At 68.7% G+C, this 13,419-nt stretch carries 8 protein-coding genes; 6 read left to right on the top strand and 2 right to left on the bottom strand.

Annotated features, from left to right (window positions below; translation table 11 throughout):
- Positions 1 to 26: 26 nt before the first annotated feature.
- Positions 27 to 3,182: a TonB-dependent receptor gene (locus AC07OY_RS16695; RefSeq protein WP_495043732.1), complete on the bottom strand. Its 3,156-nt coding sequence runs from the start codon at positions 3,180 to 3,182 to the stop codon at positions 27 to 29.
- A 159-nt stretch (positions 3,183 to 3,341) separates the two neighbouring features.
- Positions 3,342 to 5,819 carry a glycoside hydrolase family 2 protein gene (locus tag AC07OY_RS16690; protein WP_495043731.1) on the bottom strand — a complete coding sequence of 826 codons (2,478 nt, stop codon included), beginning with the start codon at positions 5,817 to 5,819 and terminating at the stop codon, positions 3,342 to 3,344.
- A 209-nt stretch (positions 5,820 to 6,028) separates the two neighbouring features.
- Here AC07OY_RS16690 and AC07OY_RS16685 point away from each other — a divergent pair, with 209 nt between their 5' ends.
- The 6 genes from AC07OY_RS16685 to AC07OY_RS16660 are packed head-to-tail and all read left to right on the top strand — an operon-like array spanning position 6,029 to position 13,396.
- A complete protein-coding gene (locus tag AC07OY_RS16685) occupies positions 6,029 to 7,261 on the top strand; it encodes an extracellular solute-binding protein (protein ID WP_495043730.1) in 1,233 nt (410 codons plus the stop codon).
- Entirely contained in the window at positions 7,258 to 8,142 is an 885-nt protein-coding gene (locus tag AC07OY_RS16680; RefSeq protein WP_495043729.1) for a carbohydrate ABC transporter permease, read from the top strand. Before AC07OY_RS16685 ends, AC07OY_RS16680 begins: the two co-directional genes overlap by 4 nt.
- Positions 8,139 to 9,020 (top strand): carbohydrate ABC transporter permease, encoded by an 882-nt coding sequence (locus AC07OY_RS16675; protein WP_495043728.1) that lies wholly within the window; start codon positions 8,139 to 8,141, stop codon positions 9,018 to 9,020. The genes AC07OY_RS16680 and AC07OY_RS16675 overlap by 4 nt, the downstream gene beginning before the upstream one ends.
- Positions 9,021 to 9,054: 34 nt before the next feature.
- Positions 9,055 to 11,172, top strand: a complete 2,118-nt coding sequence (locus AC07OY_RS16670; protein ID WP_495043727.1) for a GDSL-type esterase/lipase family protein — start codon at positions 9,055 to 9,057, stop codon at positions 11,170 to 11,172.
- On the top strand, positions 11,169 to 12,392 hold the full coding sequence (locus tag AC07OY_RS16665; protein WP_495043726.1) for an AGE family epimerase/isomerase: 1,224 nt from the start codon (positions 11,169 to 11,171) through the stop codon (positions 12,390 to 12,392). Before AC07OY_RS16670 ends, AC07OY_RS16665 begins: the two co-directional genes overlap by 4 nt.
- On the top strand, positions 12,389 to 13,396 hold the full coding sequence (locus AC07OY_RS16660; RefSeq protein WP_495043725.1) for a glycoside hydrolase family 5 protein: 1,008 nt from the start codon (positions 12,389 to 12,391) through the stop codon (positions 13,394 to 13,396). The genes AC07OY_RS16665 and AC07OY_RS16660 overlap by 4 nt, the downstream gene beginning before the upstream one ends.
- Positions 13,397 to 13,419 lie beyond the last annotated feature (23 nt).

Genomic DNA, 13,419 nt, shown 5'->3' with positions numbered 1-13,419 from the left:
GAGCCGGGTCGCCCCGGCCCCGGAGGTCAGAACGTGTACTGCGCGCTGAGCTTGTAGGTGCGGCCCGACGTGAAGTAGTTGTGGCCGATCATGCCGATGTGCTGCTGCATGATCTGCTTGTAGGTCTTGTTCGTCAGGTTGGTCATGTCCAGGCCCAGCTTGAAGCTCTCGGTGACCTTGTAGTGCAGGCCCACATCCACCTGCCCGTATGCATCGGCCCACAGCGGCAGGCCCAGCGGCAGATTGATGTCGTGCCGGTTGTAGGTCGGGCTCGCCGGGTTGGTGTCCAGTGCGTTGGTCTGGTTGGGGCCGGTGTTGTCGGAGTTCAGCGCCACGCCGTAGAGATAGCGGCCACGCCAGTTGTAGGCGATGCGCGCCGAGATCGGCCCGCGGTCGAACAGCAGCGCGATGTTGTAGGTGTTGCGCGAGAGGTTGTCCAAGGGCATGTCGCCGAAGGTACGACCGTCGGTGTCGCAGCCATTGATGAACAGGTTCAGGTTGGAAGGGTCCGTGCCCGACACACCCGTCGGGTTCGCCGTGCAATAGGCCGAGAAGACCGCGTTGTAGCGCTTCACCTTGCTGTCGACGTAGGTGTAGTTGGCCTGCAGGCCCAGCCCCTGAAGCCAGGACGGCACCCAGTCGAAGTACTGTTGATAGGCGATCTCCGCGCCCCGCGCATAGCCCTTGGCGGCGTTGACCGGGCCGTTCATGATGAAGCTGACCGGCTTGCCGTCGCTGTCCGAGATGGTGGTCTTGAAGGCCTGGTTGAGGATGATGTCCTTCAGGTTCTTGTTGAAGACCGCCGCGGTCAACGAGCTGCCCTTGCCGAAGTACCACTCGGCCGTCAGGTCAGCCTGCGTGGAGCGGATCGGCTTGAGCTCCGGGTTGCCGCCCGCGGTGCCGGTCAGCTTGACGGCCTTGACGACCGGCGGCTGGGTGGAGCCCTCGGGCGGCTGGTCGATGTCCAGCGTCATCTTCATCGGCAGATAGGCCTGCATCTGATTCAGCTGCGGCCGCGACAGCGCGCGTGAGATCGCGAAGCGGAACTGCAGGTCCGGCGCGGCCTTGTAGCGCAGGTTCAGGCTGGGCAGCAGGTCGGTGAAGCTCTGGCTGATGTCCTTCAGCTTGGTGTTGGCCGCGATCGTCGCTGCCGAGAAATTGGGCACCACGACGCCGCTCGCCAGCACGGCGCCCGTGGGCACGGCAACGGCGCTCAGCGAGGTGTAGCCCTGCGCGTCGTTCTTGGTGCGCACCACGCGCAGGCCCACGTTGCCGTCCAGCGGCAGGCCCTTCTCGTCGAACGAGAAGCGCAGCTGGCCATAGGCCGCCGTCGTGGTCTCGGCCTGCGAGTTCGTGCCCTTGGGGTCGGTGCCGAAGGAGGCCGGCGCCCACCGGCCGCCGCCCTGGTAGCTGTTGGCCTGCTGAGCACAGCCCGCGCCGTCCCAGCCCGCCGTGGCCGCGAAGGCCGTGCACTTGTTCAGATAGAGCTGATGCAGCTGCTTGTAGCTGTCGGGCCAGCCGAAGGCCACGGACGCCGCCGGGAAGTACAGCGACGGCAGGTCGACCTTGCCACCGCCCATGAAGCCGTTGAACCCGTTCTTGTAGGTGGGGATGTTGGGCGACTGGTTGATGTAGGCCAGCTCGCCGATGTTCCAGCCCAGCTGCCAGGCGTGGGTGACGGTGGCCCAGTTGTAGCTGTCGCCCTGGCCGTTCATGCTGTTGATGGTCTCGGCATCGCGCTTGGCGACGCGCACGCCGAAGCGGAAGTCCTCCAGGATGGCGTTGTCGCGGAAGGTCCAGCGGCCGTCGGCTTTCCAGGCCTTCTGTGTACCCTTGCCCTTGTCCAGGTGGTCCATCATCATGGCCCAGTAGTACCTGGACGGGTCGTTCAGCGCCGCCTTGGCGGCGGCGTCGAACACCACCTGCGGCAAGCCGCCCGTGTAGTCCACCGTCTGGCTCGGCAACTGCACGCCGGTGCCCACCGTGGAGTCGAAGTTGTTGGTCTTGGAGCGGACGTACTGCAGGTCCGAACTCCAGGTCAGCTGGTCGTTGATGCGGCCCTGGATCTTCCAGGCCAGGTCGTCGGTCTGCGAGCTGCGCTTGGAATAGCGCGTCTGGTTCTCCACCTCGATGCCGGTCACATCGCCATTGCCGTTGACGCCGGTCAGCGTGCCCTTGGTCATCACGCCGTTGCCGTCGAACGTGCCGTTGAGCACGCGCACGTTATACGGGTCGACCTGGTTGCTGACGTTGTTCTCGTTCCAGTCGAACTTGTACTTGGAACGGAAGAAGGTCAGCGAGCTTTCGAAGTCGTCCTTCTTCCACTGCGCCGCGGCGTAGAGGCCGTCACGCGTGCGCTCGTAGAACTGCTGGCGCCAGGTGATGCCGCGCGCGATCCATTGATTGCTGGTGGCCGACTGCTTGTAGAAGGGGTCGAGCACGAGACCGTCGGTGCGGTTGCCGCTCAGGGAATGCGCCAGGTCGACCAGCAGGCCGATCTTGCCAATGTCGGTGTCCCAGGTGTTGGTCAGCAGGCCCGAGAGGCTGGGCTTGTTCTTCGCGGCGAGGCTGTTGCGGCTCACGTCGACGGAGAGCGAGGCCTTGAAGCCGGAGAAGTCGAAGGGCAGCGCGGTGCGCAGGTTCACGAGGCCGCCGATGGCGCCCTCGATCTGCTCGGCCGAGGGATTCTTGTAGACGTCCACGCCGGCCATCAGCTCGGGCGGCACGTCCTCGAAGCCCAGGTTGCGGCCCTGGTTGGCACTGAAGGTTTCGCGGCCGTTGAGCTGGGCCGCCACATAGGTCAGGCCCCGGATGTTGACGCCCGATCCCTCGACCGAGAAGTGCACCGGGTCGTTGGAGGCCGACACGCGCGACATCGTCGCGCCGACGATGCGCTGCAGCACTTCGGACACCGAGCGGTCGGGCAGCTTGCCGATCTCGTCGGCGACGACCGAGTCGACGATCTCGTCCGAGTCCTGCTTGATCTTCTGCGCATTGGCGAGCGCGGCGCGGCGGCCCGAGACGACGACGGTCTCCAGTGCCTGGGCCTTGTTGGCGGCCGGCGCGGCCGGCGCGGCGGGTGTCGGTGGCGTGGCCGGCACCGTCTGGGCCATGGCCTGCGCCGCCCAGACCGTGGCCTGCAGCGCCGCCAGCGACAGCGTGGTCCTCTTGAAATGTCTCATCCTATTTGCTCCTCTTTGGTGGGAAACATCCGGCCCTCGCGGGCTTCGTGTCAGTCCTGCTGATTTCTATGCCGCAGGTATTTGGTAACGCTAACAACAATTCGGCAACCCGGCATCCGGGCTACTCGGGATAGGGGATGTACGCATGCCTTGCTGCATTCAGCCTGCCTTTCTCAACAGCCGGATCTGCTGGCTCGGGAGTTCCAGCGCTGTGCATTCGATCAATTCTGGTAGCGCTATCCAACCATCAATCCGACGCTTGCAGCCGGGCACCAGATCGATGAAGTTGTCGGCCAGGCCCTCGCACCCCAGCCACAGGCCCTTGACGGGTCTGTCGCTGCTCAGGCGCAAGGTCTGACCCTCGGCCTCGAGGGTGATGCGCGCGCCGGCCAGCGCGTAGAACTTGAAGGGCTCGGTCCACGCGCAATCGCGCGCGAGCTCGCAGCCTTCGGTGTCGAAGGCGCACAACTCGGCGACGACGGGTTCGTCGAACGCCGGCAGAGCCTGCGTCGCTTCGACGCTGGTCGACGCTGGAACCGCTTGCAAGCCACGCGTGCTGGCCAGCTGACGTCCATCCATCGCGAACAGGCGCAGCTGCAGCGACATCTCGCAGGCCTGGACGCCGCCATTCATGACGGCCAGCCGCGCCCGGCCGGCCTCCAGCCGCACCGCCACCGCAACCGGTGCCAGGGCGCGGCGCACCGCATGCCAGGCCGGCTTGGGCGTTCCCGACGAATCGATGAGAGCCCAGCTCGTCACCGGCCAGCAGTCGTTCAGCTGCCAGACCAGGGCGCCACCGACGGCCCGCGCACCGGGCCGCTGCCAGCGCCGCCGGAAGTCCTGGTAGGCCACGCGCATGGCCTCGGCCTGCACGAACTGCGTCGCATAGACATGGTCCGCCAGCGTCGGCCCCACGCGCAGGTTGTCGGCCAGGTAGACGGCCAGGCGGCGGTGGCCATCGGGCCCTGCGGCCGAGCCGGCCTTGTTGTGCCACTGCACGGTGCGGCTCTCGGGGAAGCGCTCGGCCTCGGGCAGCACCGACTCCAGCAAAGCCAGCGAGGGATGCGACTGCATGCCGAACTCGCTGACGAAGCGGGCCTGAACGTCGCCATAGCGCTGGTAGGGCAGCATCTGCTGGTGCCAGACCTCCCAGCTGTGACGGTCGCCGACGGTCGTCTCCGAGGACCTGGCCCCATCGCCGGGCGTGAAGGGGCTGCCCGGCCAATAGGCCCGGCCCGGATCCAGGGCTGCGCAGACCTCGGGCAGCAAGCCCTCGTAGATGGCGCGCGCTTCGAACTTCTCCGCCGGGATGCCGGGGCCGGCCAGGCCGGCGGATTCGGCCAGCATGTAGTCCTCGTTGTTGCCGCACCAGAGGGCCATGCAGGCGTGGTGGCGCAGGCGCTTCACGGCCGCCTCGGCCTCGGCGCGCACGCTGGCCAGGTAGTCGGCATTGGCCGGATAGAGGCCACAGGCGAACATGAAGTCCTGCCAGACCAGCAGGCCCAGTTCGTCGCAGGCCTCGTAGAAGGCCTCGTGCTCGTAGATGCCACCGCCCCAGACGCGCAGCATGTTCATGTTCGCCGCCGCTGCCTGGGCCACCCGCTCGCGATAGCGCGCCGGCGTGATGCGCTCGAGCAGGTTGTCGTCGGGAATCCAGTTGGCGCCGCCGGCGAACAAGGCCTGGCCGTTGACCTCGAAATGGAAGCTGCTGCCGGCCTCGCCTTCCACGGGCGCCTGCACCAGGCGCAGCGTGCGCAGGCCGATGCGGCGGCTGTCCTGCGCGACGACGCGCTCACCGTCCAGCAGGCGCGCCACCAGCGTGTACAGCGGCTGCTCGCCCAGGCCACGCGGCCACCACAGCCGGGCTTCGGCGACGTTCAACGCCGCCCGGGCCGCATCGGCCGGGACGTTCTGGCTGGCGATGCTGTGCCCCTCGGCATCGAACAGTTCGAAGGCGCAGCGCAGACCCGCGCCGCCCGTCGGCCGTGCCGACACCTGCAGCGTGGCACGTCGGCCGGCCACGTCCACCTCGCTGCGGCAATGCAGCTCATCGATGCGTGCCGACCAGCTGTGCCGGCGCACGGCGCGCCAGGGCCCGCTGACCAGGAGCTCGGGGCCCCAGTCCCAGCCGAAGTGGTACTGCGCCTTGCGCGCGTGCAGGCGGGCGCTGTCGCCATTCCAGAGCTGGCGCTTGCCGTACACGGCCTCCACCTCGCGGGCCCGGGGCAGCGGCGGCTCGAAGCACAGCAGCAGCTCGTTGCGCCCAGGCTGCAGAAGGCGGCGCACGTCGACGCGGCGCGGCACGAACATGTTGTCCGACTCGAACAGCCGCTCGCCGTTGAGCCAGACGCTGCACCAGGTGTCCAGGCCTTCGAAGACCAGGTCCTCGTGCTCGGCCAGCTCGCCGGCCTCGAAGCCGAGCCGCCAGGCCCAGCGGCGCTCGCCCACCCAGCGCACCTCGGCCTCGTTCATGCCGTAGAAGGGATCGGGAATGCGACCGGCCGCCAGCAGGGCGCCATGGGCCGTGCCCGGCACGGCGGCCGGCAGCCAGGCCTCGGCAGGCAGCGCAGCCAGCGCGCGCGCATCGGCCTGCGGCGCTGCCTCGGCGAGCTGCCAGCCTTCGTGTAGTTCGATCAAGCGTTCGGAGATCACTGCTCTCGGAGTCCCTGCGGCTTGCAACATGGCAACCGCTAAACATTAAGTTGTTGCGCATTTTGTTTCTCTGTCAAACGGACCGCGATCAGGGATAGCACCGACAAATTGCAGGTAGACAACGCTGTTTTCGCGATTCCGATCTGCGGATAATCATCTCGTTTAGTAAACATCAAAGCAACTGACTCGCCGCCGTGAACCCGCGCACGCGCCTTGTTGTCCCCTTCGGACTTTCGCTCTGCCTCGCCCTCACCGGCGGGCCGGCCCTGGCCGCGCGCCTGGTCGTCTGGATGGTGGGCGACGACAAGACGCCGCAAGTCATGCAGCCGGCCGTCGCCGCCTTTCGCGCCGCGCATCCGGACGTCGCCGTCGAGGTGCGCGATGTGCCCTGGGCCGACGCGATGACCAAGTACTCGGCCGCCCTGGCCAGCCGGCGCGGGCCCGACCTGGTGACGGGCAGCACCTCCTATGCCATCGCGCTGGGGGCCAAGGGCGCCCTGGTCGACCTGGCCGAGGTCGCGCCCGATCTGGTGGCCGAACTGGAGAAGCAGGCCAACCCAGGTGCCCTGCGCGCCATCCGCCGCGCCGACGGGCGCCTCTACGGCGCCCCCTTCGACATGCATGTGCAGCTGCAGTACTACCGCAGCGACCTGCTCCGCGCGGCGCCGGCCGACTGGGACGACTTCATCGCCACCGCCCAGGCCCTGCATGCCCAGGGCCGCGGCTTTGCCCAGCAATGGGGCAACACGAGCTGGCTGGGCTTCTATCCCTATCTGCGCCAGGCCGGCGGCGCGGTCTACGACGCCGCCTGCCAGCGTGCCGTCATCGACAGCACCGAGGCGGTCCGCGCCCTGAACTACTACGCCCGGCTCTACCGCGAGCTGCGCGCGCCCACCGACGGCTGGCCCGATGCCGATGGCGGCCTGGAGAGCGGCGCCTATGGCCTGATGCAGTCCGGCACCTGGCTGCTGTCGCGCATGGACATGGTCCACAAGGGCCTGGTCGGCAAGTGGGCGGCCGCACCCCTGCCCACCGGGCCGACGGGCAGGCGCACCGCGGTGCTGGGCGGCACGGTGCTGGCCATCACGCGCTTCTCGCCCCAGCGGGACCTGGCCCTGGATTTCATGCGCACCGTCTACCGGCCCGAGGTCACCCGCCGCATGGCCGAGGCGGCCCTGGCCCATGGCGGCATGTGGCTGCCCTCGGGCCGGCAGGACCAGATCGCCGGCCTGCCCCTGCCCCATCGCGAGGCCCTGCTGGCCCAGCTCGCCGACGCCGAAGGCCCGCCGCCCTGCCCGGCCTGGATGCGCCAGGACTACCTCGTCACCCGCGCCGTGCAGCGCGTCGTGCTGGCGGGCGGCGATGCCCAGGCCGAGCTGAGCCGCGCCGCTGCTGTCATGAATCGCGCGCTGGAGGCTCAGCGGTGATCAGCCTCTGGCGCCGCCATGGCAGGGACATGCTGCTGGTCGCGCCCTTCTTCGCGCTGTTCGGCCTGTTCGGCGCCTGGCCCGTGCTGCGCTCGGCCTGGCTGAGCTTCACCGACTATCACGCCACCGACGCCCCCCACTGGATCGGCCTGCGCAACTATGCCGAGCTCTTCGCCGACGAACGCTTCTGGACGGCCCTGGCCAACACCCTGGCCTACATGGCCTCGGTCTCCGTCATCGCCGTACTGCTGGGCCTGCTGCTGGCCCTGAACTTCGGCAGCAACTCCCGCCTGCACCAGGCGGTGCGCGTGGCTTTCTTCCTGCCTGCGGTGGCCGGCGGCGTCGGCACCCTGTCGGCCTGGAAATGGCTGGCCAACTCCGAGGCCTATGGCCTGTTCAACAGCCTGCGCGCGGCCATCGGCCTGGAGCCGGCCCGCTTCCTGGGCGACCCGCAATGGACGCTGCCGGTGCTGGTGATGGTGGGCGTGTGGTCGGTGCTGGGCTACAACCTCGTCATCTTCGTGGCCGGCCTGCGCGCCATTCCCGAAGAGCTCTACCAGGCCGCCCGCCTGGACGGCGCCTCCAGGGCGCAGCAGCTGCTGCACATCACCCTGCCCAACCTGCGGCCCACGCTGGCCTACGTCAGCGTGACCGGGATGATCGCCAGCTTCCAGGTCTTCTACGAGCCCTATCTGCTCTACGGCGCGGTGGACACCCTGGGCGGTCCGCTGGACTCGGCGCTGATGCTGGTCACCTACCTCTTCGACCGCGGCTTCCGCCACCTCGACCTCGGCCTGGCCTCGGCCGCCGCCTGGGTGCTGACGACGCTGCTGTTCGGCCTGACCTGGCTCAACCTCCAGCTGATCGGGCGGGAGCGATGAGGTGGCTCTTCCTGCTGCTGCGCGTGCCGCTGTGGCTGCTGGTGCCGGCCATGCTGCTGCCCTACTACTGGATGGCCGTCGCCGCCTTCAAGAGCGTGACCGAGCTGCTGCGCCAGCCACCCACGCTGCTGCCCCAGGCGCCCACCTCGCGCAACTTCTTCAACCCCGACTGGACCGGCACCACGGCCGATCCCGACAAACTCGCCGGCATCCTGCAGATCACAGTCGAGGGCCACGGCTTCCTGCGCTTCTATGCCAACAGCCTGGCTGTCACCGTCATCGTCACCGCCGTCAGCCTGCTCGCCGCATCGCTGGTGGCCTTCGTACTGACCAAGCGCCCCTTCCCCGGCAGCCGCTGGCTGTTCCGCGCCCTGCTGCTGTCCATGATGCTGCCCTGGGAAGTGACCATCGTCCCCAACTTCGTGACCGTGGCCCAGCTGGGCTGGATCAACAGCTATGCCGCCCTGCTGGTGCCGGGCCTGGCCAAGGCCTTTGTCGTCTTCTACTTCCGCCAGGCCATGCTGGCCGTGCCCGACGAGCTGGTCAACGCCGCCACGCTGGACGGCGCCGGCACCCTGCGCATCTGGTGGAGCGTGGTGCTGCCGATGCTGCGCCCGGCGCTGGCGGCCATCGCCATACCCGTGGCGGTGGGCGAATGGAACAACTTCCTGTGGCCGCTGCTCGTCGTCAACGACGCGGCCACGCTGACCCTGCCGTTGCAGCTCGGCAAGATGGCCGGCGACCTGAGCTTCAATCCGCAATCGGCCGCCGTGCTGATGGCCGGCTCGCTGCTCGCGTCCCTGCCGGCCGTCGTCTTGTTCCTGGTCTTCCAGAAACAGTTCGTGGCCGGCTTGCAGGCGGGCGCCACCAAAGGTTGATATGAAGCCGTTGTTGAAAGGATGGATGTTGGCTTTGTCTTTGACGCTCCCGGCGATGGGCCATGCCGATGCGCGGCTGCAGGCCGTCATGAAGCGGCTGGACGCCGGCGAGCCCATCACCCTCGCGACCATCGGCGGCTCCATCACGACGGGCTACGCGGCCCACCCGCCGCGCGAGAAGGGCTGGGCGGCGCTGCTGGCGCAGTCCCTCGGCCCCCAGGTCAAGCTGGTCAACGCCGGCATCAGCGGCACGGACTCGGCCGCGGGCATCCAGCGCCTGCAGTCCCAGGTGCTGGACGCCCGGCCCGACCTCGTCATCGTCGAGTTCGGCGTCAACGACCAATGGCTGGACCCTGCCGTGCGCGGCAGCAGCCATGAGGCGATCCTGCGCAAGCTGCTGGGCGCGAAGAAGCCACCTGCCGTCGTCGTGCTGGGACTCACCCAGCAGGGCAACCAGGCGCGCGATGCGACCGACCTCCAGCTGAAGCTCGCCGCCCATTACGGCCTCGCGGCCCTGGACTTCGGCCGCTGGATGCAGGCCCGCGTCGATGCCGGCGAGGACCGCTGGGCGGCGATCTACGACGAGCCCGTCCACCCCAACGCCAGCGGCCATCAGCGCATTGCCGTCGCCCTGGCCCAGACGCTGCGTTCCGCCACCACAAGCAAGGCCACCGCGCTGCCTGAGCCCCTGTTCGGCCGCGCCCACGAGTTCACGCGCCTGCAGATGGGCGACACCCTCAAGCCCTATCAGAACAGCGGCTTCACCCGCGGCGGCGAGGTCCACCCGGAGTGGCAGGGCCAGCAGCCCGGCTGGGTCGCCAAGGCCGACGACGCCGAGGCACGCTTCCTGGTCTGGGGCAGCGAGATCGCCGTCCTTCATGCCGAGAGTGAGCACTACCGCAACCTCGAGGCCCGCGTCGACGACGGCCCCTGGGTCACGCTGCAGGGCCAGGTGCCCGAGCGCAAGGGCTATCTGGGCTGGCACTACACCGTGGTGGCGCGAGGCATCGAGCCCACCGCCCATCTGTTGCAGGTGCGGGTGAAGCGCGACGCGTGGGCCGGCAGCGGCCGACCGGCCAGTCTGCTGGCCATCATGTCGGCCGGCATCCTCCCACCGCCGCTTCGCAGCAGCAGCTTCGTGCGCGACTCGTCGTCGACCAGACTCATCACCCCCGATGACACCAGGCTCCGCTGGGTCGGCCGCATCGCCGACAGCGGCAGCGGCAAGCTGCTGGTCTGGAGCGGCAGCGAGCTGCGGGCCCGCTTCACTGGCCGCGAGCTGGGCCTGAGCTTCAAGTCCACGCACTGGGGCAGCAGCCATTTCACCGTCGAGATCGACGGCCGCCCGCACTGGCTTGCCGTGCCGGGCAATGCCGCCTCCGACTGGCGGCTGCGCGAGCCGCTGGCCGACGGCGAGCACACGCTGCGCCTCGTCAAGCGCACCGAGGCGCCCATGGCCGAAACCGTCTTCACCGGCCTGCGACTGGCCGCCGGCGCCAGCCTGCTCGATCCGCCACCGGCACGCCCGCTCAAGCTCGAGTTCTACGGCGATTCCATCACCGCCGGCGCCTGCAACGGCGATGTCGACGGCGACCAGTACGAGGACCTCTACTTCCACGACGGCACGCGGGCCTATGGCGCGCTGACGGCCGCGCGCCTGGGGGCGGACTATGTCGGCATCGCCGTCAGCGGCATCGGCATCACGGCCACCTTCAACGAGCTGCTGATGCCCCAGGTCTGGAACCGCTACGCGCCGCGCCTGGATGCGGCTGTCGCTGCGCCCGACGCGCGCGCGCCCGACGTCGTGCTGGTCAACCTGGGCCAGAACGACCATGGCTTTCCCGGCAGCAAGGGGCAGCGCATCGCGCCCGACTTCGGCCCGCGCTACCTGGCCTTCGTGCGCGGCCTGAGGGCGCGCCATCCACAAGCCAGGATCGTGTTGCTGGCCGGCGGCATGACGGCCTGGAAGGACGAGCCCGCCATCCCGCGCGCGCTGCAGCAGGCCGTCGCGACGCTGCGCGGCGAAGGCGACAGCCAGGTCTGGACCTACACCTTCCAGGCCTTCGCCTACGCCCATCCACGCCTCGACGTCCACGCGCTGATGGCCGACGAGCTGACCCGCTTCCTGCAAACCGAGGTGCTGAAAAAATGATTCCAGCTCTTCCCGACATGCGCCGGCCCGAGGCGCTTTGGGCCCATATGCGCCACACCCTGGCCTTCTACGCGCCGCGCGTGAAGGATGCCAGCGGCGGCTGCTTCCAGTTCTTCAAGGACGACGGCACCGTCTATGACCGCCACACCCGCCATCTGGTCAGCAGCACGCGCTTCGTCTTCAACCATGCCCTGGCCTGGCGCTGGTTCGGCGGGCCGCTCCATGATGTGGCGCACGCGCTGGCCTTCGTCAACGAAGTGCACGGCCGCCCGCAAGGCGGCTATGCCTGGGTGCTGGACTGGCACAACGGCCGCGCCACGGTCGTCGATGGCACCAACCACTGCTACGGCCTGGCCTTTGTGCTGCTGGCCAACGCGCATGCGGCCGAGGTCGGCGTGCCGGGCGCACGAGACGGCATCGCCGCCACTTTCGACTTGATGGAGAGCCGCTTCTGGGAGCCCGCCCACGGCCTCTATGCGGACGAGGCGACGCCGCAATGGCAGGTCGGCCCCTACCGCGGCCAGAACGCCAATATGCATGCCTGCGAAGCCATGCTGGCCGCCCACGCCACCACGGGCGAGGCCCGCTACCTCGACCGTGCGTTGACGCTGGCCACCTCCATCGCCCAGCGCCAGGCGGCCCTGGCCGGCGGCCTGGTCTGGGAGCACTACAAGCCCGACTGGACGCCCGACTGGGACTACAACCGTGACGACAAGACCAATATCTTCCGGCCCTGGGGCTTTCAAACCGGCCACCTGACCGAATGGGCCAAGCTGCTGCTGATGCTGGAGCGTCGCCTCGGCGATACGGCGCCAGACTGGCTCGTGCCAACCGCGCGCCACTTTTTCGACACCGCGATGAAGCAGGGCTGGGACGCGACGCACGGCGGCCTGGTCTACGGCTTCGCCCCTGACGGCGAAGTCTGCGACGGGGACAAGTATTTCTGGGTCCAGGCCGAAAGCCTGGCCGCCGCCGCGTGGCTGGCCATGCGCACGGGCGATGACGCGTACTGGCAGTGGTATGACCGCCTCTGGGCCTATGCCTGGCAGCACTTCGTCGACCATGAGCATGGCGCCTGGTATCGCATCCTGGCCCCCGACAACGGCAAGCTCACCGACGAGAAGAGCCCCGCCGGCAAGACCGACTACCACACCATGGGCGCCTGCCAGGACGTGCTGGCCGCCCTCGGCGTGCCTCCTCCGGCCAAGGAGGCCGCATGAAACGCCTGCTCTGCATTGCGCTGTTCGCAGCCTCGCTGGCCCAGGCCGCGCCCCTCGAATGGCGCGGCATCAGCCTGTCCAGCGCCGAATGGGGCGAGAAGCTGCCCTTCCCCGGCGTCTATGGCAAGGACTTCGTCTATCCGACGGTGGCCAGCACGGCCTACTACCAGGCCAAGGGCATGAACCTGATGCGCATCGCCTTCCGCTGGGAGCGCCTGCAGCCCACGCTGATGGGCGAGTTCGATGCGACCGAGCTGGCCCGCCTGCGCGAATTCGTCGACGGCACGACGGCGCGCGGCCTGCATGTGCTGCTGGACCCGCACAACTACGCGGCCTACAAGGAGGTCCACGTCGGCAAGCCCGAGGTGCCCATGGCCGCCTTCGCCGACTTTTGGCGCCGCCTGGCGCTGGCGTTCAAGGACAACCCCAGGGTCCAGTTCGGCCTCGTCAACGAGCCGCGCAACATGCCGACGGAGACCTGGGGCCAGGCCGCCCAGGCCGCCATCGACGCCATCCGCGCCACCGGCGCCACCCATCTCATCACCCTGCCCGGCAATGGCTACACCGGCGCCTGGAGCTGGTTCGAGAGCAAGTGGTACGGCACGCCCAATGCCGAGGTCATGGGCAAGGTGCGCGATCCCCTCGACAACCTGGTGTTCGAGGTCCACCAGTATTTCGACAAGGACGGCTCGGGCACCCACACCGAGTGCGTCAGCCCGGAGATCGGCGTCGAGCGGCTGAAGCGCTTCACCGCCTGGCTCAAGGCCAACCGGCGCCGTGCTCTGCTGGGCGAGCTGGGCGGCGGCGCCAATGCCGTCTGCGAGCAGGCGGTGAGGGGCGCGCTCCGGCACCTGGAGGCCAATGCCGACGTCTGGACCGGATGGCTGTGGTGGGCCGGCGGCCCGACCTGGGGCGACTATTTCCTGTCGCTGGAGCCGGGTGGCGATGGCCGGGACAAGCCGCAGATGCGCTGGCTGGAGCCCTTCCTGGCGCGCCGGCCGTGATCGGCTGCACGCGGAATATGCAT

Source organism: Roseateles sp. GW821-FHT09H10 (assembly GCF_059415865.1).
Note: the sequence above shows the minus strand (reverse complement) of the source record. Positions and strands in the feature narration are given on the sequence as shown.